This window comes from Cytobacillus firmus, from assembly GCF_023715565.1.
GTDB lineage: Bacteria > Bacillota > Bacilli > Bacillales > Cytobacillaceae > Cytobacillus > Cytobacillus firmus_C.
This window is the reverse complement of the sequence record NZ_JAMBOJ010000002.1, coordinates 30,590-55,494: the sequence shown is the minus strand read 5'-3', so window position 1 is coordinate 55,494 and position 24,905 is coordinate 30,590. Positions and strand designations below refer to the sequence as shown.

At 43.7% G+C, this 24,905-nt stretch carries 28 protein-coding genes; 12 read left to right on the top strand and 16 right to left on the bottom strand.

Going from position 1 to position 24,905, the window contains the following annotated elements:
* Positions 1-53: 53 nt before the first annotated feature.
* From M3205_RS01120 to M3205_RS01095, 6 genes are all read right to left on the bottom strand, one after another.
* Positions 54-893, bottom strand: a complete 840-nt coding sequence (locus M3205_RS01120) for a DUF1028 domain-containing protein (RefSeq protein WP_251168234.1) — start codon at positions 891-893, stop codon at positions 54-56.
* A gap of 12 nt (positions 894-905) precedes the next feature.
* Entirely contained in the window at positions 906-1,436 is a 531-nt protein-coding gene (locus M3205_RS01115) for a chromate transporter (protein ID WP_251168233.1), read from the bottom strand.
* Positions 1,433-2,008, bottom strand: a complete 576-nt coding sequence (locus M3205_RS01110; protein WP_251168232.1) for a chromate transporter — start codon at positions 2,006-2,008, stop codon at positions 1,433-1,435. Before M3205_RS01110 ends, M3205_RS01115 begins: the two co-directional genes overlap by 4 nt.
* A gap of 189 nt (positions 2,009-2,197) precedes the next feature.
* Positions 2,198-3,808, bottom strand: coding sequence for a gamma-glutamyltransferase family protein (locus M3205_RS01105; RefSeq protein WP_251168231.1), 1,611 nt, complete (start codon positions 3,806-3,808; stop codon positions 2,198-2,200).
* Positions 3,809-3,961: 153 nt separating this feature from the next.
* The gene (locus M3205_RS01100) at positions 3,962-5,515 is read right to left on the bottom strand and encodes a glutathione ABC transporter substrate-binding protein (protein ID WP_251168230.1); all 1,554 of its coding nucleotides are present in this window, start codon (positions 5,513-5,515) and stop codon (positions 3,962-3,964) included.
* Between the two features lie 17 nt (positions 5,516-5,532).
* On the bottom strand, positions 5,533-6,600 hold the full coding sequence (locus M3205_RS01095; protein ID WP_251168229.1) for a M24 family metallopeptidase: 1,068 nt from the start codon (positions 6,598-6,600) through the stop codon (positions 5,533-5,535).
* A 237-nt stretch (positions 6,601-6,837) separates the two neighbouring features.
* On the opposite strand from M3205_RS01095, the gene nikC reads away from it, so the two are divergent.
* From nikC to M3205_RS01035, 12 genes are all read left to right on the top strand, one after another.
* Positions 6,838-7,737 carry a nickel transporter permease gene (gene nikC, locus M3205_RS01090; RefSeq protein WP_251168228.1) on the top strand — a complete coding sequence of 300 codons (900 nt, stop codon included), beginning with the start codon at positions 6,838-6,840 and terminating at the stop codon, positions 7,735-7,737.
* 12 nt (positions 7,738-7,749) lie between these two features.
* Positions 7,750-8,670 (top strand): nickel ABC transporter permease, encoded by a 921-nt coding sequence (nikB, locus tag M3205_RS01085; RefSeq protein ID WP_251168227.1) that lies wholly within the window; start codon positions 7,750-7,752, stop codon positions 8,668-8,670.
* 30 nt (positions 8,671-8,700) lie between these two features.
* The gene (locus M3205_RS01080; protein WP_251168226.1) at positions 8,701-9,735 is read left to right on the top strand and encodes an ABC transporter ATP-binding protein; all 1,035 of its coding nucleotides are present in this window, start codon (positions 8,701-8,703) and stop codon (positions 9,733-9,735) included.
* On the top strand, positions 9,716-10,711 hold the full coding sequence (locus M3205_RS01075; protein WP_251168225.1) for an ABC transporter ATP-binding protein: 996 nt from the start codon (positions 9,716-9,718) through the stop codon (positions 10,709-10,711). Before M3205_RS01080 ends, M3205_RS01075 begins: the two co-directional genes overlap by 20 nt.
* A gap of 420 nt (positions 10,712-11,131) precedes the next feature.
* On the top strand, positions 11,132-11,902 hold the full coding sequence (locus tag M3205_RS01070; RefSeq protein WP_251168224.1) for a sensor histidine kinase: 771 nt from the start codon (positions 11,132-11,134) through the stop codon (positions 11,900-11,902).
* Positions 11,899-12,591 (top strand): response regulator transcription factor, encoded by a 693-nt coding sequence (locus M3205_RS01065; protein WP_251168223.1) that lies wholly within the window; start codon positions 11,899-11,901, stop codon positions 12,589-12,591. Before M3205_RS01070 ends, M3205_RS01065 begins: the two co-directional genes overlap by 4 nt.
* A complete protein-coding gene (locus tag M3205_RS01060; protein ID WP_251168222.1) occupies positions 12,591-13,838 on the top strand; it encodes a hypothetical protein in 1,248 nt (415 codons plus the stop codon). Before M3205_RS01065 ends, M3205_RS01060 begins: the two co-directional genes overlap by 1 nt.
* Positions 13,839-14,332: 494 nt before the next feature.
* Positions 14,333-14,719 carry a sporulation protein gene (locus M3205_RS01055; protein WP_159863795.1) on the top strand — a complete coding sequence of 129 codons (387 nt, stop codon included), beginning with the start codon at positions 14,333-14,335 and terminating at the stop codon, positions 14,717-14,719.
* Positions 14,720-14,843: 124 nt separating this feature from the next.
* A complete protein-coding gene (locus M3205_RS01050; protein ID WP_159863797.1) occupies positions 14,844-15,122 on the top strand; it encodes a DUF1232 domain-containing protein in 279 nt (92 codons plus the stop codon).
* A gap of 132 nt (positions 15,123-15,254) precedes the next feature.
* A complete protein-coding gene (locus tag M3205_RS01045) occupies positions 15,255-16,229 on the top strand; it encodes a BMP family lipoprotein (RefSeq protein ID WP_159863799.1) in 975 nt (324 codons plus the stop codon).
* Positions 16,230-16,242: 13 nt separating this feature from the next.
* Complete coding sequence (locus M3205_RS01040; protein WP_251168221.1) at positions 16,243-17,187, top strand: HAMP domain-containing protein; 945 nt, start codon at positions 16,243-16,245, stop codon at positions 17,185-17,187.
* 78 nt (positions 17,188-17,265) lie between these two features.
* Positions 17,266-17,904 carry a methyl-accepting chemotaxis protein gene (locus M3205_RS01035; protein WP_251168220.1) on the top strand — a complete coding sequence of 213 codons (639 nt, stop codon included), beginning with the start codon at positions 17,266-17,268 and terminating at the stop codon, positions 17,902-17,904.
* 215 nt (positions 17,905-18,119) lie between these two features.
* Here the strand turns inward: M3205_RS01035 and hpf are convergent, their stop codons facing one another.
* The 10 genes from hpf to hag form a co-directional block, all read right to left on the bottom strand.
* Positions 18,120-18,677, bottom strand: a complete 558-nt coding sequence (hpf, locus tag M3205_RS01030) for a ribosome hibernation-promoting factor, HPF/YfiA family (protein WP_159863803.1) — start codon at positions 18,675-18,677, stop codon at positions 18,120-18,122.
* A 217-nt stretch (positions 18,678-18,894) separates the two neighbouring features.
* Positions 18,895-19,095, bottom strand: a complete 201-nt coding sequence (locus tag M3205_RS01025; protein ID WP_201306518.1) for a YjfB family protein — start codon at positions 19,093-19,095, stop codon at positions 18,895-18,897.
* A 24-nt stretch (positions 19,096-19,119) separates the two neighbouring features.
* Complete coding sequence (locus M3205_RS01020; protein WP_159863805.1) at positions 19,120-19,506, bottom strand: hypothetical protein; 387 nt, start codon at positions 19,504-19,506, stop codon at positions 19,120-19,122.
* A 10-nt stretch (positions 19,507-19,516) separates the two neighbouring features.
* Entirely contained in the window at positions 19,517-19,921 is a 405-nt protein-coding gene (locus tag M3205_RS01015) for a flagellar protein FliT (RefSeq protein ID WP_251168219.1), read from the bottom strand.
* Positions 19,861-20,262 (bottom strand): flagellar export chaperone FliS, encoded by a 402-nt coding sequence (gene fliS / locus M3205_RS01010; protein WP_159863809.1) that lies wholly within the window; start codon positions 20,260-20,262, stop codon positions 19,861-19,863. Before fliS ends, M3205_RS01015 begins: the two co-directional genes overlap by 61 nt.
* 19 nt (positions 20,263-20,281) lie before the next feature.
* The gene (gene fliD / locus M3205_RS01005; protein ID WP_159863811.1) at positions 20,282-22,405 is read right to left on the bottom strand and encodes a flagellar filament capping protein FliD; all 2,124 of its coding nucleotides are present in this window, start codon (positions 22,403-22,405) and stop codon (positions 20,282-20,284) included.
* 15 nt (positions 22,406-22,420) lie between these two features.
* On the bottom strand, positions 22,421-22,780 hold the full coding sequence (gene flaG, locus M3205_RS01000) for a flagellar protein FlaG (RefSeq protein ID WP_159863813.1): 360 nt from the start codon (positions 22,778-22,780) through the stop codon (positions 22,421-22,423).
* Positions 22,781-23,523: 743 nt separating this feature from the next.
* A complete protein-coding gene (locus M3205_RS00995) occupies positions 23,524-23,652 on the bottom strand; it encodes a UPF0489 family protein (RefSeq protein WP_236566196.1) in 129 nt (42 codons plus the stop codon).
* Positions 23,653-23,676: 24 nt separating this feature from the next.
* Positions 23,677-23,817, bottom strand: coding sequence for a hypothetical protein (locus tag M3205_RS00990; protein WP_159863815.1), 141 nt, complete (start codon positions 23,815-23,817; stop codon positions 23,677-23,679).
* Positions 23,818-23,888: 71 nt separating this feature from the next.
* Positions 23,889-24,767 carry a flagellin Hag gene (gene hag, locus M3205_RS00985; RefSeq protein ID WP_159863817.1) on the bottom strand — a complete coding sequence of 293 codons (879 nt, stop codon included), beginning with the start codon at positions 24,765-24,767 and terminating at the stop codon, positions 23,889-23,891.
* Positions 24,768-24,905: the final 138 nt, after the last annotated feature.

Sequence of the window (24,905 nt, the reverse complement as noted above, 5' to 3'; positions counted from 1 at the left end):
AAAATTCCACCTAATCTGAACCAAAAGAAAAAACGAAGAGCTCCCTCTCCGTTTCAAAGTTTTTTCATATACGCCAACACATCCAAATCAATCTTCCCCGCTTCCTGCTCGCGGGCTTCAAAGTTTTCGGTATGAATAAAGGCAGATAATGCTTTCAATAGCTGTTCTTCATCCTGACCAGTCTTTAAATAATCGAGCCGAGTTAATTCCCGGATAAGCTCCTCTTTTATCTCACCATCAATGGAAGCAACTCGTTCAGCCTTTGAAGGTGCGAAATAGAGCTGTTGCAGATGATAAATCCGAATGAGCTCGGTAATTGGTTCGGGATGGTCGTCGACCCTTAAGTCTATGTAGCGGTCGTTAAATCCTCCGTATCCGCCAGCTTCTTTCACTACAAGAAGGGCTGCGGATTGCTGTCCCCGGCTGTCACCTCCGGCTTCCTGTCCAGCATTTAGAGCAGCGAGCAGGCGCTCAGCCAGAGTACCATCTGTTGAGATAAACGTCTGGCCCATTGCTTCAACCGTTTTTTCATCCACAAGGATATTGCCCTGAGCGGCAAAATGATGTCCGGTTATGCCTCCAGCCCAATCATAGCAGCCTTCCCCTGTGAACGTTGCCGGGTTTGCCATGCTATCAATCAGTCCGACCTGGCGGAGCTCTTGTTCCGGATCATCTTTAGTTATGATTTGCAGTGCTTCCTCAGCCGTTTTACCTTCTTCCATTAATTGCAGCGCACGGGGTCCATATGAAGTATTGGCGTATGACTGAGTCGCAACTGCCCCAATACCAGCCTTTGCAAAGGGCACTACTGCACCAACCCCGAGAAATTTCGACTGAACCGCGATTCCCCACTCTTTTTCCTTCGGATCGTATCCTATGATGGAAAATGTCATAAAAACCCTCCTCTATCCTAAAACAAGTCCTCCGTAGACGAGCGCTCCAGCAATCACATAGGCCGGATGGACTTTAAGCCTTTCCATGAGGAAGAAGCTAATAAGCCCGATGAAAAGTGTTTGCCAGATGCCGGCGCCTTCGTATGCTGAAAATAAAAAATCGTACGTCATGATGCCAAGCAGTACTGCGATAACCGGCCGGATATAAGTAGTCATTCGTTTGACGCGCGGAGATTCTTTATATTTCATAAGAAGTCCGAGCAGGGTAATCATCAGGACCAGGGATGGAGCTACAGTGGCAAATACCCCCACGATCGCCCCGAGGATTCCGCCCTGTTCATATCCGATATAACCGGCCATTTTTGTCGCAATCGGACCAGGCAGTGCATTGCCCATTGCCAGCATTTCACTGAATTCATTTGTGGTGAGCCACTCATAATTGTCGACCACTTCATTCTCAACCAGCGGAATGGATGCCGGTCCCCCGCCATATCCAAGAATCCCCGGAATGAAGAATGCCAAGAAAATCTGAACGTAAATCATGCGAGATTCCTCTCCTTTTTGGCTTCATTTTTATCCGCTTTATCTTTTTTCAGGAGAGCCGCTATCAGCAAAACAAAAATGATAATCGCAGGATGAATATTAACGAATTCAAGAAGAACTAAGCTTACGGCGGTAAAAAGGAGTGTCCAGCCCCAGCCAAGAGATGACTTCGAGGACTTTTTAATAAAATCCCAAGTAAGTGTTGCCAGCATCACGGCCACAACCGGAACGACCGCCTTTGTCATGCCTGCTACCCATGGCTGGTCTTTGAATGTATTCAATGCGGTAAGAAGAATAATCATAAGGACAATTGTTGGTACCATTGTTGCTGCAAGTGCAGTGACCATGCCAAGAATACCGCCAACACGATAGCCGATATAACCGGCCATTTTTGTGGCAATCGGACCTGGGAGTGCATTCCCGAGCGCCAGCACATCGCCGAATTCATCTGTATCCATCCATTTATATTTATCAACAACCTCTTTATGGACAAGCGGAATTGACGACGGGCCGCCGCCATAGCCAAGGATGCCTACCCTAAAAAAAGCCATAAAGATGTCAAGCTGCTTCATGATGCCTCCACCTCTTTTCGTTGTTTTTATCATCGGTACCAGGTACCTATACCACTACTAGACCAGTTAGGTAACACTGCCTCCATCTCCGGAAAAGCAGATGAAGGAGCGGCTTTTGTGTGGTCCGCTCCCCTATACCTTTTATATGGTTATTTTACTCTTATATGCGTTCTGCTTCCTCACTTTTTATTACCAGGCTGCGATTGATCCGTCTGTTCGCGCTTCGGTTCCTCCCATAAGAACGCCTGTTTTCGGGTCACGCCAGATAATTTGGCCGCGGCCGAATCCGCCTGTATCAACGGTTACCTCAATTTGATGTCCTTTGCGCACCAAAGCCTGGGCAATGTGATTAGGGAAATGGGGCTCCACCTGGACCTTTTTCCCTTCAATCCACTGCCATCTTGGCGCATCGAGAGCAGCCTGCGGGTTCAAGTGGAAATCCACTGTATTCATGACCACCTGCATATGACCCTGCGGCTGCATATAGCCGCCCATTACACCGAACGGTCCAACCGCTTCGCCGTCTTTTGTCAGGAATCCAGGGATAATCGTGTGATATGTTTTCTTGCCCGGCTTCAGTGCATTGTGGTGTTCCGGGTTCAAAGAGAAGTCATGTCCGCGATTCTGAAGGGCAATTCCCGTTCCAGGAACTACAAGCCCTGAGCCGAATCCCATATAATTGCTTTGGATGAAGGAAACCATATTCCCATCGCTGTCGGCTGTCGCCAAATAAACAGTCCCCCCGCGCGGCGGCTCGTATGGCTCAGGTGTTACGGCTTCCTCACCAATTTCGCTGCGGCGGGATTTGCCGTACTCCTCCGAGAGCAGTTCTTCAACAGTCACTTTCATTTCCGCAGCATCCGTAATAAATGCCTTGCCATCTGTGAAAGCTAACTTCATCGCTTCAATTTGTTTGTGGTATGTATCAACCGTATCTTTATCACCAAATTCATAGCCTTTGGCAATGTTTAACCCTAAGAGAGCTACAAGCCCCTGGCCGTTCGGCGGGATTTCCCAAACATCATAGCCTCGATAGTTCACTTTGATGGGAGCTACCCATTCCGCCTTGTAATCAGCAAGGTCTTCTTTTGATAAGAAGGCATTGTATTTTTTTGAAAAAGCATCAATTTTTTCAGCGATCTCCCCGCGGTAAAAGCTTTCGCTGTCTGTTTCGCCAATGGCTCTTAAAGTGGCTGCATGGCCTTCAGACCGCCAGACCTCGCCAATTTCAGGAGCCCGTCCGTCCGGAGCAAAGGTTTCAAACCAATGCTGGAAATCATCTTCCGTCAGGATTTGTTTGAACTTTTTATACGCATACTGCCAGTACTTGCCGAGGATCGGTGTTAAAGGATACCCTTTTTCCGCATACTCGATTGCGGGCTGAAGGACTTCTTTTAACGAAAGCCTGCCGAACCGCTTGGAAAGCTCAGCCCATGCGGATGGAGCACCCGGCACCGTGACAGGCATCCAGCCGTGTGTCGGCATTTTCTCGTAGCCCCTTTCCTTTAGAGCTTCTATTGAAATGGACTTTGGTGCAGGGCCGCTTGCATTCAAACCATGCAGTTCTCCCTTCGTCCAGACGAGGGCAAATGCGTCGCCGCCGATTCCGTTGGATGTCGGTTCAACCACCGTTAATGCTGCCGCTGTGGCGATTGCGGCATCAATGGCATTTCCGCCTTTTTTCATGATATCTAATCCAGCCTGTGCCGCAAGCGGCTGGGACGTTGCGACCATGCCGTTGTTTGCCATGACGGTCGTTCGCTGGGATGGGTAGGGATGGTGTTGGAAATCGAAATTCATGGAGTTCACCTCTGGAATTATTGTTTAGTTTTGATTATAGCAAATTATTAAACTATGAACGTTTTAATTTGATAAAAACCTTCGGATTTAGAAATACTTGCGATGAAAGGAGCCGTACCCTAAGGGCTACAGCTCCTATTTTTGATTAAAGCCTTATTCAACCGTTACCTTTTCAAGCATGTACAATCCTGATGGATGCATCCAGAAGCCTTTCACCTTGCTGCCGATAACAGCAAGGTCTTCATCATTGCGAAGGAAGACGATAGGTGCTTCTTCCATTTCAATTTTCTGAGCTTCTGCATAGATCTCAAGACGTTTTTGCTCATCTGTTTCCTGTCGTCCTTTGTCAATCAGCTCATCCACTTTCGGGTTGCTGTAGAAAGAACGATTTCCAGGGTTTCCTCGTGCATCACTGTGGAACAGGAAGTACTGGTTGTAGTCCGCATCTCCAGTCATATTAGACCACCCAAGGATAAACATATCGTGGTCACCTTTTGCTGTACCTTCAAGGTAAGCGCCCCACTCCACTACTTTTGTTTCTACTTCTATTCCAATGCCTTTTAATTGAGACTGAACAACTTCCGCTACGTCCATACGGGCTTTATTGTCATTAGTCCAGATGGTTGTTTTGAAGCCTTCCGGGTAACCGGCTTCTGCTAAAAGCTTCTTCGCTTTTTCAAGGTTATATTTATAACCTTCAAGATCAGGGTTATGACCCCAGATGGCAGGTCCCATCGGCGCTGTTGCCACTGTACCCACATTGTTATAAACACCTTTTACAATCGCTTCTGTATCAATCGCATAGCTGATGGCCTGGCGTACTTTTACATTATTGAATGGTTCTTTCCCAATGTTAAATCCGATGTAATCAACACCTAACGCATCACTGCGCACAAGCTCCATGCTATTGCTGTTTTCAATGCGCTCTACTTCTGTTACTGGCACAGGCTCCGCAATATGCGCTTCCCCTGTTTCAACCATGGCAATACGGGTAGAATCTTCCGGAACCACCTTATATGTGACAGTTTCCATTGAAGGTTTATCGCCCCAGTAATCTTCGAATGCAGTCAATTTGATTTCCTGTCCTGGCTTCCACTCGCCAAGCTTGTATGGGCCGGTTCCAACCGGATTTTGACCAAGGCTTTCTCCTGACTCAATGGCAGCTGGGCTAAGGATGCCGGCTGCATAATGAGCAAGGTTGGCCAATAATGGCGCATACGGGTATTCTGTAATCAATTGAACCGTGTGATCATCAACTGCTTTTACCTCTTTTATCATTTCAAATAGGTTTGAACGCGGTGAAGCCGTTTCTTCTGAAAGAACACGTTCGATTGTTTTCTGAACAGCTTGTGCAGTAAAATCAGTTCCATCATGGAACTTTACGCCTTCGCGAAGTTTGAATTCCCATGTTAGATCGTCAAGCTGCTTCCATTCTGTAGCAAGAGCAGGCTGGATTTCCATATTCTCATCCTGCTGCACAAGACCTTCGTAAATTTTTCCGTGATACACATTCGCTGATGGAATATCTGTGCCAAGATGAGGATCCAATTTAGTCGCATCTGACAGGACAGCAATAACCAGGTCTTTATTTGAAGCATTAGAATCACCGCTGGAAGCTTCCAGGCTTCCGGGGTCGCTGCCTCCAGAACATCCGGCTAATAATAAAATCAGGGCTGCTATTCCCAGCCAAAAACTTCTCATTTTCATTTTCCCTTACCCCCTGTTTAATATGATATCACTTGCAGGTCTTTCGTTGATTTGGTGAAATTCACATGACCATCTTTCGTAATCACAACCAAATCTTCTATCCTGACTCCGCCAAACCCGGGAATATAAATCCCCGGTTCTACAGTGATGACCATCCCTTCCTGAAGAACGGTCTCATCTGTCGCTCTCATGGCAGGCTGTTCATGGATGGCCAAGCCCAAGGAATGTCCGAGGCTGTGTCCAAAGTTATCGCCATATCCTGCTTCACGGATAATGCCGCGTCCGATTTCATCAAGCTCTCTGCACGTTTTTCCGGGACCGATTGCCTTCAAGGATTCCTCCTGCGCCCGGCGGACGATATTGTATATCTCCTCCTGCTTTTCAGACGGTTCTCCCACAACAACGGTCCTCGTAAAATCAGAGAAATAGCCGTTTACAATGGCGCCGTAATCCATTTTGACAAACTCCCCGACCTCGACCATCCGGTCTGTAGCCTGTCCATGGGGAAGACAGGAACGCGGACCTGATGCAATCACATGATTGGGCTTAATGCGTTCGGCACCCTGCGTTTTCATGAAAATTTCCAGTTCCAGTCCGATATCCTTTTCAGTTATGCCTGGACGGATGAAATCCAAAATGTGCGTGAAAGCCTGATCACATATCTCAATCCCTCGCCTCATGTTTTCAATTTCTGCTTCATCTTTAATCATGCGGATTTCATTTGTTTCAGATGTAACATCAACAAGCTCAACTTCCGGCAGCCTTGTTTGAATTTCCAGATAAACTGATGCTGGGACATCTCCAAGTTCAAGGGCGAGTGTTCCATTTTTAATTGCGGAATTACAAACCATTTCGATCAGGTTTTGCTGATGCTGGATCACATCGAAATCGGGTGCCTGATCTTTCGCCTGATCCACATAGCGGAAATCTGTGAATAGCTTCTGAGAATTCTCTTCTATTAACAGAGCACCTGCAGATCCTTTGTATCCGGAAAAGTAGTATCTGTTCTCAGGAGAGTATATAAAAACACCCTTCCAGCCATTTTCCGACATTTTCCTTCTTAGCTTTTCAATTCTATGTTCCATCCCTTCACCCCCTAGTATGTTTGAATATGTAGTTCTACGATGGTTCTACAATGAATCTGCCTAAATCAGCTCATTTGTTAAGGTTGAATCCATTATAGGAAAAATAATTAGCCAATGTTTTCGATATTTTGTCATGTTTTTGCGAATTTTTTACTTTATCATAAAATTCAGACAAAATAGTTAATATTTTTGATAAATTAGGTCTCAACCAATAAGAGACATGGGGGGAACAAAATCATGAGCACATTTGCTAATCCTCAAGAAACAGCCAAAGCTCCAGTGCCTGTATCTAAAAGGAAGGCCAAGGGAGCCGACCTGGCAAAAGCCCTTATCAAAAACAAAATGTCGCTGGTGGGCGGCAGCATTGTTCTTATTTACATTATTCTCGCTGTCCTTGCACCACTTATCTCGCCTTATGATCCATTCGAAATTGACCTTGTGAACAAACTGCAGTCTCCATCAGCTGACCATATTATGGGGACTGATGATAAAGGGCGGGATATTTTCAGCCGTATCTTGTACGGTTCACAGCTTTCCCTGGCAGTTGGCTTTGTATCAGTCTTTATCGGGGCATTATTCGGAATTGTCCTGGGAATAATCTCCGGCTACTACGGTGGCTTGGTGGATACGATTATCATGCGTTTCATTGATGTACTGCTTGCATTCCCTGGATTGCTGCTTGCATTAGCCATTGTCAGTGCACTCGGACCAAGCCTCATTAATGTCATGATTGCTGTCGGTGTTTTTTCAATCCCTACTTTTGCCCGCATTGTCCGCGGCTCAACCTTAAGTGTTAAGAAAATGGAATACATCGATGCCATACGAGTTTTAGGAGCAAGCGATCTGAAAATTATTTTTGTTCATATTCTGCCTAATATTTTGAGTCCGATCATCGTACAGGGAACATTGCGTCTGGCTACATCGATTTTATCAGTTGCCGGACTTTCCTTCCTGGGAATGGGAGCACAGCCGCCAACTCCAGAATGGGGAGCCATGCTGAGCGATGGCCGTGACTTCCTGTTCACAGCACCGCATATCGCACTTTTCCCGGGCATTGCCATCGCCCTGATCGTTCTGGGCTTTAACCTATTTGGTGACGGACTCCGCGATGCACTGGATCCGCGAATGAAAAACTAAGGAGGTACTACCATGTTTATTTTTCTAATGCGCAGGCTCATTCAAATCATCCCGGTTCTGCTGGGCGTTACCCTTATGGTTTTTCTCATCATGCAAATGGTTCCCGGCGATCCCGCTGTTCTGGTAGCTGGGGAAGGAGCAACTGATGAGCAAGTAGAGGCAATCCGGCATGACCTCGGGCTTGATCAGCCCCTCGCCCTGCAATACTTCAGTTATGTTGGGGATGTTGTAAAAGGGGATTTTGGCGAATCCATCCGGACAAGCCGCCCTGTTCTGGACGAAATACTCGTCCGTTTGCCCATCACACTTGAATTGGCCTTCTGGAGTATTGTGATTACAGTGGTTCTAGGTGTTCTAATCGGAATTATAGCTGCAACAAAGCAAAACAGTTTCACAGATGTTGCCTTAATGATGGTTGCCCTTCTTGGCGTATCCCTGCCGAACTTCTGGCTCGGCCTTATGCTGATCATTTACTTTTCAGTGGAACTACAGTGGTTCCCTGTTGCCGGCTGGGGGACCTTCAGCCATATCATCCTCCCGGCTATTACACTCGGAACAGGCGGTGCAGCCATTGTGGCCCGAATGACCCGCGCAAGCATGCTTGAGGTTATCCGCCAGGACTATATCCGCACTGCCAAGGCAAAGGGTGTCCGTCAACGACTGATCATTTATAAGCACGCCTTAAAAAATGCACTGATTCCAGTTATTACAGTTGTCGGACTGCAGTTTGGAGCCCTTCTCGGCGGAACCGTTTTAACAGAGTCTGTCTTTGCCATCAATGGAGTCGGACGATTGATTATTGATGCCATCCGGATGCGCGACCTGCCGCTTGTGCAGGGATCCATTTTATTCGTATCTGTGCTGTTTGTCATCGTCAACCTGCTTGTTGACCTGTCCTACCGATTCCTGAATAAACGTGTTGAACTGAACTAAAACCATCCCCGATTGAGAGGAGCAAGAAATATGGGAACTGAACATAAAGAAACGATACTGGAAGTGAAAAGCTTAAAAACTCATTTCTTCTCCGGCAAAAAAGTCATTAGAGCAGTTGACGGTGTTGACTTTAATGTAAAAAGAGGAGAAACGCTCGGCATTGTTGGAGAATCTGGGAGCGGCAAGAGCATCACCTCTCTCTCCATCATGCGGCTTATTGCAAAGCCTCCGGGAAAGATTGTGGACGGGGAAATCAATTTTAAAGGGAAAAACCTGCTTTCAGAAACAGAGGAAGGCATGCGGCAAATGCGCGGAAACAAGATTTCGATGATTTTTCAAGAGCCGATGACTTCACTCAATCCTGTCTATTCGGTTGGAGAGCAGATTGCAGAAGCTTTCCGGATTCATCAAAAGCTTCCAAAGAAGGAAGCATGGCAAAACGCAGTGGAAATGCTTAGACTAGTCGGCATCCCTTCTCCCGAAAAAAGAGCCAAACAGGAACCTCATGAATTAAGCGGCGGGATGCGCCAGCGTGTCATGATTGCGATGGCTTTGGCATGCAAGCCAGAGCTGCTGATTGCTGATGAACCGACGACAGCTTTGGATGTAACAATCCAGGCGCAAATCCTTGACCTTTTAAAAAATCTGCAGGAACAGCTAGGAACGGCTGTCATCATGATTACGCATGATATGGGGGTTGTCTCCGAAACCTGTGACCGTGTCGCTGTAATGTATTGCGGGAAAATTGTTGAGCATACAGATGTGGATTCCCTTTTTGAAGACCCTAAGCATCCTTATACACAAGGCCTGCTTAGAAGTATTCCAGCTGTCGACAGGGATGTCGAGGAATTGGAAGCCATTCCGGGCACGGTTCCAAGCCCGGACAACCTCCCCCCCGGCTGCAGCTTTGCGCCTAGATGCCCGTTTGCCACTGATTTGTGCAGGACGGAAGAACCGGACTTATTAATAGATAACGATGACAAAGTACGCTGCTGGATGTACTCGGAAAGATGGGACGGACCGGCAGTAAAGGAGGTCGCAGCAGATGTCAGCCACGCTAACTAAAGAAAAGGAAATCCTTCATGTCAAGGACCTGCAGCAGTACTTCCCGATTAAAGGCGGCGTTTTTGGCCGCACTGTCAATCATGTAAAGGCGGTTGACGGCGTGAACTTTACAATTTATGAAGGAGAAACCGTCAGCATTGTCGGAGAATCCGGCTGTGGAAAGTCAACCACAGGGCGTGCGATTTTGCGCCTGGATGAGCCGACTGGCGGGGAGGTGATCTTTCAGGGAACGAATTTGCTGTCTAAATCAAAAAGGGAGATGCGTTCGATCCGCAAAGACTTGCAGGTCATTTTCCAGGATCCGTTCGCATCTCTCAATCCAAGAAGGTCGGTTGGCCAGACGCTTGAGGAAGCAATGGGGATCCTGAATGTTGTTCCGAAAGTGGACAGGAGGCGCCGGGCAGTTGAACTTTTAGAACAGGTCGGATTAAAGGAAGAACATATTGATCGATATCCGCACGAATTCAGCGGCGGCCAACGCCAGCGAATCGGAATTGCCCGTGCGTTGGCGGTAGAACCAAAGCTGATCATTTGTGATGAGGCCGTATCTGCGCTTGATGTTTCCGTTCAGGCTCAGGTTCTGAATCTATTAAAAAAACTGCAGAAGGAATACGGCTTAACCTATCTATTTATCTCTCATGACCTTGGGGTTGTGCGCCATATCTCTGACCGGATTATCGTGATGTATCTGGGAAAAGTGGTTGAAATTGCTGAGAAGAAAAGCTTATTCGACAACCCGTGCCATCCTTATACACAGGCACTGCTGTCAGCCATTCCGGAACCAAACCGGAAGAAGAAAAAAGAACGGATCATCCTGAAGGGCGATGTCCCGTCACCTATCGATCCACCTTCCGGCTGCCGGTTCCATACGAGATGTCCGCTGGCTACCGATTTGTGCAAACAGACAGATCCGGAACTTAAGAGTCTGGGAGAAGAACACCAGGCTGCCTGCCATTATGCGGAGCAAATCTCTTAAATTGTTAGAGTACCAGCCTAGAGCTGATCTCAATATATTGTGTAACCCCCTTTTGAGCGGAGCTTTGCGGCTTCGCTCTTTATTGTAGTTTGCGTTGGGGCTCATTCATGGTTTTCCGCTGGATTGCAGCCTTTTTGCAGGCTTCCTGGCGTTCCAATTGCGGCGTTTGCTATTTTTCTTGCTTAATAATAGCTTAAATTCAGCCACTCACTCTTCTTCAGTGTGTCTATTTGCAGAAATAAGATTCTATTTGTAAATCTATTTGCAAATAAACTCTTCTTGTTTGCAAAATCTTAAATCTATTTGCAAAATTCCCGGATCTATTTGCAAATGCTATTTTATTACGTTTCCCGAATTACCTTACTAAGCAGTTATCTGACATGTTATACTATTAGAAATTCTTTTAAGGCAGTGAAGATCATGTTAATTACTTACGAGACCTTTTCATTGTTTGCAATTTTTTCGATATTCGTTCCGATGGCGGGTGCGATTATTTTAATGATGGTGCTGGCGTTTGAGAAACAAATAGACACGCTTTCCTTTGAGAAACAGCAGGTCGTTCTTGAAAACACACTGCAAGAAAGCAAATATATGCAGCTGAACCAGCAAATCCACCCCCATTTTTTATTCAATACAATCAACCTGATGCTCGGTCTTGCCCGTTTAAACCGCATAGATACACTGATTAAAGCGATGGAAACCCTGTCCCTATTTTTAAAATTCAAATACCAGATCAAGGAGCAGCTCATTCCATTAGAGAAGGAATGGGAGTACACAAAATATTATCTGAAGATTCAGGAGCTGCGGTTTCATAACCGCCTCACCATTGCGGAGGATATAGATGAGGAAGCATTGAAGCACTATGTGCCTCCTTACCTTCTTCAGACGATTGTGGAAAACTCATTCAAGCACGGGCTGGAGAAAAAAACGGGACCGCTCTCCCTCTCCATTAAGGCTGTCAGCCATGAAGGCTGCATCACCTTATATGTGGAGGATAACGGCCTTGGTATAGGTGATAATTCATTTAAGGACATGATATCTAAAGGACAGGGTCTTTCCAACGTCAAAAAGCGGCTTGATCTTCTTTTTCAAACCTCTGATTTAGACATATTTAAAAATGAAAAAGACGGGGCAACTGTGAAAATAACACTTCCAAAAGTCCAATTCCAGCTGGGGGAGGAACAGGCATGAATGTTTTATGCATCGATGATGAACCAATCGTAATTGAACAGCTCGAATATATTTTAAAGCCGGCATTTCCATTATGGAACTTCCACTTTGCCTATGACAGCAGCCAGGCTCTTGCCATCAGCAAAGAACATTACTTCCATCTCGCCTTCGTGGACATCGAGATGCCGGGAAAGTCCGGTCTTGAACTGGTAAAAGACTTAAAGGAGACCCATCCCCATCTGCAGATTATTATTTTATCAGCCCACCAGGACTTTGATTTTGCCAAAAAGTCCATTCAGCTGGGGGTTTCCGAATACCTGACCAAACCGATTATTGAAGAAGAATTAAAAGAGACACTGAAAAAGTTCTCCACTCCTATTTTTCAAAAAGAATATTCCAAAATGGTAAACGAGGCTTTAAATCAAATACATGAGTCGTATGAACAGCGGGTTGGCCTTCAGGATATTGCTGCGAAGGTACATGCAAGCCCAGCATACTTAAGCCGCAGGTTCAGTGAGGAAGTCGGCACTTCTCTTATTGACTACCTGACAGTTTACAGGCTGGAAAAAGCGAAACATCTTCTGTCCACGACCCATTACAGTATTTCAGAGATTGCTGAAAAAACCGGCTTCAACAGTCTACATTACTTCTCAAGCCAATTTAAGAAAAAAGAAAACATCACACCAAAGCAATACAGGGAGCAGCACTGATGAATACAAACCTATCCAAATCAGTTCAATATGGCTTTGGGCTGCTGAGCATCGCCATTATTTCAAGATGGACTTCAGGCAATGCCGTTTTTACAGCACCGGAAGCTTTTTTGCGTTACGGCTTTATTGGGACTGTCAGCTTTTCAGCAGCCGGTGCCCTTGCCTTTTTGGCCCTAATTCCAATCATTACACGGATACGGTCTTCAGAGGAAACTTCATCTTTTCTCGGAATCATGGCAAGCCGATTGTCTGAACCTGCTTTAAAGTGGATGAAGCGGGTTCTTCTGCTGGCCATTTTTTTCGGACTTACGGTCATGGGCTTTGCGGCGGGAATCCTTGTCTTCCCTTTGGGCACTCCAGTTCCTGTCGGAATGAGTTTATTTTTTTCATTTGGGTTTCTAATAGCGATATTTTCCAGGTTGAAATGGTTTTCCCGATTCAGCATGCTCAAGGTCGGCATACTTTTTTTAATTATGATCATGATTCTTGTTCATGCATATATGCTGGAAGGAATTGAAGTTGTATATGATGGCATCCGGCTGTACCATCCGTACCTGCTTTATGTGGAATGGGATATACTCCCCTTGCTGCTGACGGCTTTTACCTTCGCCATGCTCGGTCATCTGCTGCTGGATCTGAAGATGTGGAATATGCTTTTAAAAAGCAAAAAAGAAAAACTGCGGATCGGCCTCAGCATGACTGGACTTATCTGGAGCACGATTCCTTTTTCGTTTTCAATGATTGCTTTATCGGCCATTTACAAAGGCGGTTTTCAAAACTTTTACTCAGTCTTCGAAAAGATTCTCCTGAGATACGAGTATTTCACAATTTCGATTCTGCTCATTTTTATTCTCATGATTATCTTCTTTGAAACCTTTTTATCACAAATTCATTCACTTTATGTACTGTATGACCGGAATGACCTCAAGCTGAATAAGCATATGTGGGGGATCCTGATTTTGTTTGTGGCGGTCATTCCAAGTTGGGCCTACCTGTTCTCCATATCTTTGCTGGATTTATTCTTCATTTCAGGAGTTTTCTTTGCAGCAGCATTACCGGTTATGTTGCATATTTTATGGAGCAGGAAGGAAAAAGGCATGCTCATGCCTGCCTCAGTACTGGCTGGTACTTTATCCGGATGGGTCTTTTTATTTTTCAGCGAAGGACCGAACAGTATCCTCATTGGGTTCACTGCATCTTTGATTGTTTTGTTTATAGGTTTTTCCACTGTAAGAAAAGGATATTGACAAAAAAGTAAGGATTCAAAATGCTTTATCTATAAGATTCTCCTAAAGCAAAGTTGCTTTACAGCAGAGTCGTCATTGCGGGCAAATGCTCTCTGCTTTGTTGGCAACCTTAACAATTGTTACCAAGAGGCTGGGACAGAACTAAATTGTCCGTTGTTAAAGCCGAATGATTTCTATTTTAAAAAGTAATAAAAATAAAAAAAACGAACTATTACGAAACTCTAAATCAGAATTTCGAATAATAGTTCGTTTTTTTCTTTGGTCGAAATGCTTTTGTCCCAGCCCCTTTATTTATGAGCCTTCACCACCGCGGTAATGGCCCATTTTATATACGAGCCCGCACCACGACACGTTTTACTTTATAAAATGGAGGAATAGGTAAAGAGAGAAAAATTCTTGAAACTTTATCGTGTTTTCCACGTAAAGTAAGAAACATCAAAACTGTGGTGTGAGCGAGCAGCTCCCCCTATATAAAATTAGAGGAGAGATCTTTGTTGATTTTACGAAAATACATGTCAATGCTTGGAATAGGCTCTGCGAAAATTGATCTGCAGCTGCCAAAGCTTCAATATACACCCGGGGAAAATGTGAGCGGAATCTTCCTGATTGAAGGAGGAACCATTGAACAGCAGATTAAGCGGATTGAGTGTGATTTGGTCATGACATCGCCTGAGGACGAGAAGGAGGAAGTGATCGGGACAGCGACCATTCTGTCCACCAAAGTCATCGAATCAGAAGAAACGAACAAAATGGACTTTAACTTCCAGCTGCCTGAAGACATTCCCTGCTCTGCACCTGACCGGATTTTTCAATTTAAAACAAGATTAATTTTCAACGAAGGCGTCAAAAGTGCTGACCTGGATAAAATCACGATTATTTAATAGCCTAAAAAAATTTATAATAAGAGGAAAATCATACCTAGTTGAACACTTTACAAAAAAGCATACTTGAAACATACTATCTATCAGCTTCCATCCAGTGAATGAACTAGAAAAGGTGAACAAAATGAAGTTTTTCAAACGTATAAAATTTGTATTTAAGTTTTGGAAGTTCCTGCCCTTTCTGAAGGATTACTTTCTTTCAAGGGAAGTATCAGCAGGCAAGAAGCTCTTTCCTGTTGCGGCCTGTCTTCTATATATCCTTCTTCCGCTCGACCTTGTTCCCGACCTCCTGTCGATCTTCGGATTTACGGATGATATTGTGATTACATCGTTTGTTCTTCAGCAAATGGTCAAAATGGCTCCGGAGTCATTAAAGGAAAAATATAAGGTTCTGGAGGAATGATATTGAGGCCTGTGCAAATGCAGGCTTTTTTATTTTGCCAACTTTTCATCGTGAGGTCTGACTTCAGACTTAAAACCTCCTCCTTTCTGCCGATATTATGTAAGGCGAAATATAACAACATGGAGGTTTACCTTGAAAAAACTATTACCCTTCCTGCTGATGTTCAGCTTACTTTTGGCAGCCTGCTCTGCCTCTGAACAAAGCACAAACAATCATAAAGAATATAAAATTGGCATTCTCTTATCAGATTCCGGACTTGGAGATGAGTCTTTTAACGACTCGGCCTTCCGGGGTCTGAAAAAAGCCCGTGATGAGCTTGGGATTCTGTTTGATTACAAAGAGGCGCCTGACGGGAATTTTGAAAAACCGATTGAAGAGCTGGTCAAAGAAGATCATGATCTGATAATCGGACTCGGTTTCACAGCACAGGAAGCGCTTGAAAAAACGGCGAAGAAATATCCCGAAAAGCAATTTCTGCTGATTGATGCTGCATCTGATCTTGATAATGTCGTCTCGCTTACGTTTAAGGAGCATGAAGGCAGCTTCCTTGTCGGAATGCTCGCTGCCATGACAAGCAAATCAGGCAAGCTCGCATTTATCGGCGGTGTTGATGTGCCTGTCATCCATCATTTTGAAAATGGATTTGTGCAAGGAGCCAAGCATTTCAATCCTAAAATAGATGTATTAAGTGAATACGCCGGAGATTTTGGTGATGCCGCTCTTGGCGGGAAAATTGCTGAAAAACAAATTGCTGCAGGTGCTGACTTTATTTACCCTGCTGCCGGATTCACCGGATTTGGCGCATTGAAGAAAGCCGAAGAAAAAGGCGTGCTTGCCGGCGGTGTCGATTCAGACCAATATTTTGTTGCAGAAAAAGCCGTTGCCACATCGATGGTCAAAAATATCGATATTGCTGTCTTTAACCTGGCGAAGGAATTGACAGAAAACGAAAAAATCGAAGCTTCCTCCTATGAATGGGGACTGGCAGAAAACGGTGTCAGCCTTTCTGAGATCCGCGTCATTTCCTTAACAGAGGAACAGAAGGCTGCATTAAAAAAAGCAACAGAAGACATAATCAATGGAAAAATCACAGTAAAAGCTGAATAAAGGAGCTTCCAAGATGACTTTACGAAAACGCCTTATAATTGTCACGCTGATCCCGCTCGCACTCTCTGTCAGCATGATTGGCTTTATCATATACCAGACATTACACATTCAAAGCTCCGCTAAAGATGATGTAGAGCTTTTACTGAAAGTGAAGGACTTGGAGCAAAGCCTCGTGGTGACAAGCCAGTCGCTTGCCAATTACACCTACAATTCGAGTGACGCCAACAAGGACCAGGCACTCACCATGATGACAGAAGTTCAGGAAAACCTGGCTTCACTCACTTCTGTTGCCACAGTTTCTGAGCATAAAAAAATCATTGGCAGTATTGAAGGAAAGTATGCAGAGCTATCGAAAGTTTCCACTGAAGCCTTCAACAAAGGAAACAAAGCGGAAATCAAGCGTCAGAGCATACGGATTTCCGGCATATTAAATGATATGCACCTTTTAAAGAAGCGCACAAATGAATGGTATGAAGGCATTCTTCAGGAAACCAGCCAGAAAATCGCCTTTATCACGAATTCTTCCCTCATAGGAAGCCTCCTGCTTATTCTATTATCAGCTGTATTCTCATGGATGGCTGCCCGAGGAATTACAAAGCCAATCAATGCGATAGTGGAAAAAGCAGAGAAAATATCAGAGGGCGATTTAACAGCAGATTTGTCACAGCTCTCCTTTAAAGAAAACAGCCGCTATGAAGTGGATAAACTAACGGAAGCTTTTTCGAAAATGGTAGTGAACCTGAAAGGAACCGTGCAATCCATTGAAGAGGTCAGCCAGAATGTAAAAGGATTTGCCGGGGATGTGGCTTCCTATATGCACAGCTTAAATGAAAGCAGCAGCCAGGTAGCTGTTTCAACGGACGAATTAGCGAGAGGGAGCCAGGCCATCTCGGAAGATGTGCAAGCAACAGCCGAATTAATGAGCGTGATGGGTGAGCAATTTTCAGCGGTCCATTAGTCGAGTGCCGAGAGTGCTGTGCAAAGCACACAGGCATTGGAATCTGTTCACCAAGGACGGGTGTCTTTAGAAAAACAAATGAAACTTGCAGACGAGATTTCCAGTTCGTCTAATCATATCCGAAGTTCAGTCAGTGAATTTGCTCAGTTCACCAAGGAAATTGAAGGGGCAGCTAACACGGTGAAAGATATTGCGGACCAGACAAATCTGCTGGCCTTAAATGCGGCAATTGAAGCAGCCCGAGCTGGTGAGGCCGGTAAAGGATTTGCCGTTGTGGCAGAAGAAGTCCGGAAGCTTGCCGATTCCTCTTCCAAAGCAACAGATCTGATCTCATCCATGGTCAGCAATATCCAAAATGGAATCAGCCATATTTACAATGCCACTGAACAGGGACATGCTCTTTCAAAGGAGCAATCCCAGTCGATGAGCGAGACGGAACTGGTCTTTGAAACCATCTCCGAACATGTATCCGGCATACACAGCCATTTGGAAAAACTAGTTGAAGATATGAAGAGCTCCAGTGATATGAGCCAGCAGGTCATTAGTGCTGTGGAAAACATTTCGGCGGTAACCGAAGAAACAGCTGCCGGGACTGAGGAAATCTCCGCTTCTACGGAAGAACAGCTTCGTGCATTTGAGCAGGTTATGGTGAAGGTGGAGCAGTTGAAGGAAATGACTGGTGTGATGGAGAGGGAATTGGAGAAATTTACGGTTTAGGCGGGGTTGGCAGTGCCGTTTTAGGTGAACAAGATGTGAACGCTGCAAATAGGCTGAGGAAACCTGCAAATAGAAAAGAGATTTTCGCAAATAGAGCTTGATATCTGCAAATAAAACGGCAAATTTGCAAATAGCAGGCCCATTCCTGCAAATAGCCCAACAATGAACCCGCACCAAACAAAAACCCCGCCTCAGCAGCGGGGTTTTCACGTTTATTATTGAGCTTCAATCAGACCATAGCGGCCGTCTTTACGCTTGTACACGACATTTGTTAAATTAGACTCGGCATTTGTGAACACGTAGAAGCTGTGGCCCAGCATGTTCATCTGCAGGATTGCCTCTTCACTGTCCATCGGCTTCAAGTCAAAGCTCTTTTGGCGGACAACTTCAAGATCGTTATCCTCCTCATCCAGTTCAGGTGGCTCTGCTTCATTTTCCAACGCTGCAAACACAGCAGTCAGATTGCCTTTTTCGCGGAATTTCCGGTTCACTTTTGTTTTATGTTTGCGGATTTGACGCTCCAATTTATCGGTAATCAGATCAATCGCTGCATACATATCATCATGATCTTCCTCTGCACGAAGAACCAGATTCGGCATCGGAATCGTTACTTCCACTTTAGAACGGTTATTGTTATACGTTTTTAAATTTACATGTACATTTGCATTAGGAGTTTCAGTAAAATACCTTTCTAACTTCGCAATTTTCTTCTCTACGTAATCTCTAATTGCTGGAGTTACCTCAATGTTTTCACCACGAATGTTGTAATTCATACGTGAACTCCTCCTTCTCATTATACAATGGCGACTTCTTCAGAACGCCTACAAAAACCTTAGCGTCTGTAAAAGAATACCTAGTCTTAAAAGTATATTAAGACTATATATTTATATTTCTATTTTACCCCCAATTACTCCTGCTGAAACTGGTAAAAAGATTGAGAAAATTTGTCGAATTGATGAAGTATAAAAAATAAGCAGCTATAATTGCTGCTTATCCTTTGATATCAATATTACTGCCCAAATGAGGCTGGGCTGCATGCTGGAGGGCCTGTATCTGAGACCCGCTCATCATCTTATTGATGAATTCTGCATTTCCTGCTGCCTGGTCCATTGCTTTTTTCATGACTGAAATAGATGCCTGCTGCTGGACCTGACCTTGGGATAAGACCATGGACATTAATGGGATATCCAAATGAACACCTCCTGGCTATCCGATTCAGGATTGGATATATGGATTTAACTCCTGCTGAATATTTTCATGCCACTCTGCAAATGCAGGATAGAGCTTTTTCGAGATGATCTCCTGTCTAACCGGCAGATCATCGAAGTTCTGAATAAACTGTTCAGCGTGATCTGCTACTGCACTGATATCCGCGATAGTTTTAAGAAAGGACTCGTTGCCTTGAACAAACTGGCTAAGCTGTTCATGAGCTGAAGCAACCTGAGGGAACGCCTGAAAAATATCACCAAGAAGCCGCTCCCCCTCTGTTTTACTGAAATCGCTAAAGCTCTTAACGATATAATCAAATGCTTCATCGATGGTAAATAAAAGATCGCTGTATTCCTTTATAAAAACGTATTGCTCTTCGGTCAGGGTCAACAATGTTAGTCACCTATTTTCTTTTATCATAAAACATGCCGTCCGTTGCCATGGATTGATAGGGATTAGCATATTTTCCGGTTGATTCCTTTTTCACGCTTAAGGCTTTAATGTCTTTTTGGATAAACAGCTTTTCCCTTGTCATGAGCTGGGTAACTTTTGCATTAAGACTGATGAGCCTCGCTCCCAAGTCCTTTTCGGCGTCTGAATAGGGAGGGGCCATGCGAGCCATTGCCTGCTCGCGGTTTTCAAGCAAGCCTTCAACTTGACTGATTTTTACATCACGGTCAAGCTCTGCATCTTCAAGTAATGCTATTAGCTTTTGTGTGGCATCATAAAAGGTTTGTACCGAACTCACTAAGCCGTACCGCCCTGCGAGAACTGCTTCTGCCGGTTCATCTGTATGACTTCCTTCCACGTATCCCGGAACTCTGTCACAAGGCCTTCCACCTCATCCAGTATGGAAGCATCATTTTTAATATTCGCTTCCATTAATCTGCGATTCATGAAGTCATACAAGGACATCATATTTTTAGACACTTCCATGTCCATATTTAACGTAACCATCAGCTCCTGAATAATAGATTGAGCCTTTTGGATATTGGTATTTTTCAGTTCTATATTCTTTTCTTCAATAGCTTTCTTCGCCTGATGAATAAACTTAAGACATCCGTTATACAGCATCAGTGTCAGCTCTCCAGGAGAGGCGGTATTCACTGAATTTTGCTGATAGGATTTGTATGGATTGCTTACTGCCATGTGTTAACACTCCCTCTTCTTACATGCCGCTGCTAAAATGGTTCATAAGGAACATGGATTGCTGATTGGATCGCTGGATCGCTTTTTCCATGGCGGTGAATTGGCGCCAGTAGCGGTCTTCAACCTGCTTTAATTTATTTTCAAAACTATCAATCCGCTTGCCTACATCATTCAGTTCCCTGCCGATGGTAAATTGCTGATTGGTCGAAAAGCTGTTTCCTGCTTTTGTCTTCAATTTATCCATCGCAGCGTTCACAGTATCATAAAGCCTGTGGGCAATCCCTCTCTGCCCGTCTGTCTGCCCATCTCCTCTAAAAAGATTTTCAACAGACACAGGATCATCTTCGATTGCCTTTTTCAGGGCGGCTTCATCAATTTCCAGCTTACCGCCTTCTAGATAATTGCTGGTCGTTTTAATGCCGATGCTGGCAAGCTGATTATAAAGCGGAGAAACAAGATCATTCAATACGGGCTGGTAAAAGTTCATCCGCATCCCTGATAAAACAGACTGAAGGGTAGAATCCTTACGCAATAGACCACTTTTAGCCCGCTCTTCCCACTGCTCCTGCTGCTTATCCGAAAGCTGCTCACGCTGTTGATCGGTCAATGGAATATAGCTTCGATACCGTTCTTCACCAGTCTTTTTCTGGATTTGATCGATCATTTCATTGTATTTATCCACAAATGCTTTAATATTATCAAAAACCTGCGTGGTATCATTGCTGACATTGATGCTGACCGTCTGATCTTCAAAGGTCTGCTTAAGGGTAAAGGTAACACCGTTGACCTCAAAAGTGTTGGAGCTTCTATTGGTAGCCAAACCGTTAATGACAAATTCGGCATTGCTTCCTTCTTCTTTGACCACAGCACCTTGAAAGCGCAGAACATCATTCAGAAAGCTGCCATTTGTCGTGATTTCATCCCCATCTTTATTAAAATCACCCGTCTCTGTGCGGGTCATTGTCATTTGGCCTGTAGCACTGTCAAAGAACATATTGACACCAGTACTTGAAGCATTGACTTTACTGATAACATTATTTAGAGACTCACTCCCTGATATAAGAAAGGAATCATGACGCTCTCCTTTAGAAGTTGAGGTGTCTACGGAAAAAGCAGTGTATTTGTGATCATATGTAATATCTAGAGTCATGGTTGTGTCAGATCCATCTGCCGGTTTTTGCATATCAGAATTAAACGTGATTTTGCCTGTTTCGTAGTTAAGGGTGCCTACCACTTTATTCGCATCATCGAGTATTTCTCTTTCTCCATTCACGGTATTACCCATTGAAAAAGTTTTTTCAGTGGTCTCTCCAGAGATTGTTTCCTTTACCTTAATACTTTTCACTTCGTTCAAGGCACCTTGAGCCAATTGAATAGAGGAAGTGCCGCTTGCAATAGCATGGGAACCTGTCCGTTCAGTCGCTACATAATCAATCTTAATGACACTTCCCTTTGCAGGCTCCTTGCCGAACTGCAGTGTTCCATCCTCTTTTACCAGCACTTCGTTCTCTTTTAAAGGACGGTTCGCCGCAGTCAATTCTGCCTCACTCAGCGCATTAAATCCGACTCCATTAACCTTTACACTCCAGGAACTGAGTTCACTAAGTTCCACATTGGACATGTCTCCGAAGCTAATAGCAGCTGGATCGGTCACGTTTATACTTTTATTTAAAACAGCACCATTTTTCCATGCACTACTGACAGGATTTCCACCTGAATCTGTATGATTGCCTTTATACATAAAATTGTTTTCCTGTGCATAAAGACTTTTGCTTGGGTCGATAGATTTCCCATCCGCAGAAATGCTTCCGCCGTTCACGCGAGTCTCCGCACTTGCCAGCCTTGTTACCTTTGAAATCGAGTAAGAAGCCTGACTTGCTGCGCTGCTTGCTGTGGCACTTACCATGGCTTCATTTGAAGAAGTGGTCAGGCGCGTGCGATAACGGGTAGTCAGCTTCATCTGCGTCAATTCACTTCTGAAATCAAGAAGCAAAGCATTTATTGCACGATAATCATCGCGCTGCCATTCCAGCACTTGTTTCTTCTGCTTTAATTTATCTAGAGGCATCCGTTCTGCCTTCATTAGATCTGATACAAGCTGGTCTATATCCATCCCGCTTGCCAGACCTCCGATTCTAACCAATATGTACTCCTCCTTTTAAATCTTCTTATCTACCATTAGTCCAACAAAATCTGTCATTGCTGCGTACATGTCCAGCATTTTCTTTGATGGGATTTCCTTTACTACTTCCTGGGTTAGGTCATCAACTAGGGTTACGTAGTATTCATTTAGTTCTTCGTGTAGAACGAACTTTAATGAGGTGTGGGAAGCTTGTAAGAATTCGTTCATGCTGTCGACTACTTGTGTTAGCTGATCTTCCTTCAATGGTTCAACTTGTTTATGTGCTGGCTGTTTTAGTATATTGGATTCTTTTTTTGTAAACTCATTATTTACTTCATTATTATTAGAAAGTCTAGGTGTGAGAGGCGTGTGTTGAGATGATAAGCGTTCGATCATGGAAATCCCCTACCTATAATATATTCTTAGTTTTTATATCGGTAGAGGAGCGGAAATGTTGAGAGGGAAATTAGATGGAAGGATATTGTGATAATGCCAATGGGATTTTTGTTTGGACCATTAAAGAGTAAGGTATTTCTGCTTTAATTCATTAATATATGTAGGAACAGGCACCGTTTCTCTCTCTCTTAGTTGTGAACAGCTAGACACGGGGGAACAAACGACTTTCCCTATTTGCTCAAAAAAGAAAAGGAGCAACCTTCGGCTACTCATTGCTTAACTACACCTTTAATTAATTTTTAAGAATGATGATGGTATGAGAACCTATACTTCGATGATAAAGTCTTTAACTAATTTAATCATGAAGTCTGCTGTCTTAGGTGTGTGACCTGGTGATTGCCAAAAAACAAGATAGTCATAGTAATATTGTGACAGAAATGGTTCATAGCGAATTATTTGATAAGGGATTTCTGGATCTATATGGACGGGACAGTTAAAATTGCTATATTCTATAGCTAATTTTTCGTAGGCTTTCATTTTTCTAATATACTTGTATCTACATTACCTTTTTTAAAAGAGAGTAGGTAAGTCACAGTAATCAAAATCAACGTGAATGATTAACCCTATCTTATTAAACAATCCACATACTATTGCTAATGATAGGGATTAGCAGAACCTTTCGCTCATATTAAATTCTTTTAACCTTCTAGATATAGGTAGGTGGAGCATGTCGCCTAAAATGGCTAACCTGCTTTCAAATCAGTATGGGCATCAACTTGTGTAACTTGAAAAGGAACTTCAATATTTTTCTCTTTTATTAACTCTTCGCAAAAGTAAAATGCCTTATTATAATCTTTTATTATTCTGCCCAAGATCTTATTCTCTTTGCTCAAATTTCATTTTTCTTCTAAAAATAACCGGAAATCTTTTTCTTCCCTGGGAACATAATTACTTTCATCTAATCTAACATCTCCAGTTTTTTCTATAGCAATTATATTCAAGAAAAAGTCCATATCAATGTCTAAAATCCTGCTCATTGTTCCCTTTCTTTCACGAAATTAATATAAAAAGAGACCCTAGCATTACTAGAGCCTCCTGTAATCTAATATTAACGAAGAAGTTGTAGAACTCCTTGTGGTTGTTGGTTCGCTTGTGCCAACATTGCTTGAGCAGCTTGTGAAAGAATGGAGTTCTTCGTTTGTTCCATCATTTCTTTAGCCATATCTACGTCACGAATACGTGATTCAGCAGCAGTTAAGTTTTCTGATGATGTATTCAAGTTATTAATTGTATGGTCTAAACGATTTTGGTAAGCTCCTAGTTTTGAACGTTCTGCAGAAACCTGTTCGATTGCATCATTAATAACTGTAATTGCAGAGTCAGCCATACCTTGATTAAGTATACCTGCGTCTGCTGTTAAATCAGTTGATTTTAAAGTAGATAAGGCCGTCACTACATTACCATCCGCATCTAATGTACCTATTGCTGCTGATTGCATATCGTTTATTTTCAATTCAATATTTTGTGTCGCATTTGCTCCGATTTGGAATTTTAATCCATTTTCTTTAAAAGTACCATCCATAAGTGTTTTTGTATTAAATTGAGTTTTACTAGCAATGCGGTCAACTTCATCAATAAGTTCATTTAATTCCTTCTGAAGTTCCCCACGGTCTGTATCAGTATTAGTATCGTTTGCAGATTGAACTGCTAATTCACGCATACGTTGAAGTACGCTATGTGTCTCGTTTAGTGCCCCCTCAGATGTTTGGATTAGAGAAATGCCATCTTGGGCATTTTTCGCAGCCATATCCAAACCACGGATTTGACCACGCATCTTTTCGGAAATAGCCAGGCCAGCAGCATCATCCCCAGCTTTATTAATACGAAGACCTGAAGATAACTTTTCCATGGAGTTTGATTGTGCATTTGATGCAGTATTCAACTGACGATAAGTATTCAACGCCGCAATATTATGATTAATTCTCATTATTAATTTCCTCCTTGAGTATATATCCCACATCCATGTGGTTGTTTTACTAACAACAGAAAAGTCGGCCGCCTTTTTGCTGTTCAGCTTTACACTGGTTATATCGACTTATTTTGGCAGGTGTTTAATAGTTTGGAA

What these genes read in the sequence shown, in the direction of transcription:
- M3205_RS01110 (WP_251168232.1), bottom strand. Translation starts at nt 2,008, where the DNA reads ATGAAGCAGCTTGACATCTTTATGGCTTTTTTTAGGGTAGGCATCCTT.
- M3205_RS01105 (WP_251168231.1), bottom strand. Translation starts at nt 3,808, where the DNA reads ATGAATTTCGATTTCCAACACCATCCCTACCCATCCCAGCGAACGACC.
- M3205_RS01060 (WP_251168222.1), top strand. Translation starts at nt 12,591, where the DNA reads ATGAATACAAACCTATCCAAATCAGTTCAATATGGCTTTGGGCTGCTG.
- M3205_RS01100 (WP_251168230.1), bottom strand. Translation starts at nt 5,515, where the DNA reads ATGAAAATGAGAAGTTTTTGGCTGGGAATAGCAGCCCTGATTTTATTA.
- M3205_RS01115 (WP_251168233.1), bottom strand. Translation starts at nt 1,436, where the DNA reads ATGATTTACGTTCAGATTTTCTTGGCATTCTTCATTCCGGGGATTCTT.
- hag (WP_159863817.1), bottom strand. Translation starts at nt 24,767, where the DNA reads ATGAGAATTAATCATAATATTGCGGCGTTGAATACTTATCGTCAGTTG.
- M3205_RS01035 (WP_251168220.1), top strand. Translation starts at nt 17,266, where the DNA reads ATGAAACTTGCAGACGAGATTTCCAGTTCGTCTAATCATATCCGAAGT.
- M3205_RS01050 (WP_159863797.1), top strand. Translation starts at nt 14,844, where the DNA reads ATGAAGTTTTTCAAACGTATAAAATTTGTATTTAAGTTTTGGAAGTTC.
- flaG (WP_159863813.1), bottom strand. Translation starts at nt 22,780, where the DNA reads ATGATCGAACGCTTATCATCTCAACACACGCCTCTCACACCTAGACTT.
- M3205_RS00990 (WP_159863815.1), bottom strand. Translation starts at nt 23,817, where the DNA reads ATGAGCAGGATTTTAGACATTGATATGGACTTTTTCTTGAATATAATT.
- M3205_RS01095 (WP_251168229.1), bottom strand. Translation starts at nt 6,600, where the DNA reads ATGGAACATAGAATTGAAAAGCTAAGAAGGAAAATGTCGGAAAATGGC.
- M3205_RS01070 (WP_251168224.1), top strand. Translation starts at nt 11,132, where the DNA reads ATGTTAATTACTTACGAGACCTTTTCATTGTTTGCAATTTTTTCGATA.
- M3205_RS01120 (WP_251168234.1), bottom strand. Translation starts at nt 893, where the DNA reads ATGACATTTTCCATCATAGGATACGATCCGAAGGAAAAAGAGTGGGGA.
- fliS (WP_159863809.1), bottom strand. Translation starts at nt 20,262, where the DNA reads ATGGCAGTAAGCAATCCATACAAATCCTATCAGCAAAATTCAGTGAAT.
- nikB (WP_251168227.1), top strand. Translation starts at nt 7,750, where the DNA reads ATGTTTATTTTTCTAATGCGCAGGCTCATTCAAATCATCCCGGTTCTG.
- M3205_RS01040 (WP_251168221.1), top strand. Translation starts at nt 16,243, where the DNA reads ATGACTTTACGAAAACGCCTTATAATTGTCACGCTGATCCCGCTCGCA.
- M3205_RS01080 (WP_251168226.1), top strand. Translation starts at nt 8,701, where the DNA reads ATGGGAACTGAACATAAAGAAACGATACTGGAAGTGAAAAGCTTAAAA.
- M3205_RS01065 (WP_251168223.1), top strand. Translation starts at nt 11,899, where the DNA reads ATGAATGTTTTATGCATCGATGATGAACCAATCGTAATTGAACAGCTC.
- nikC (WP_251168228.1), top strand. Translation starts at nt 6,838, where the DNA reads ATGAGCACATTTGCTAATCCTCAAGAAACAGCCAAAGCTCCAGTGCCT.
- M3205_RS01075 (WP_251168225.1), top strand. Translation starts at nt 9,716, where the DNA reads ATGTCAGCCACGCTAACTAAAGAAAAGGAAATCCTTCATGTCAAGGAC.
- hpf (WP_159863803.1), bottom strand. Translation starts at nt 18,677, where the DNA reads ATGAATTACAACATTCGTGGTGAAAACATTGAGGTAACTCCAGCAATT.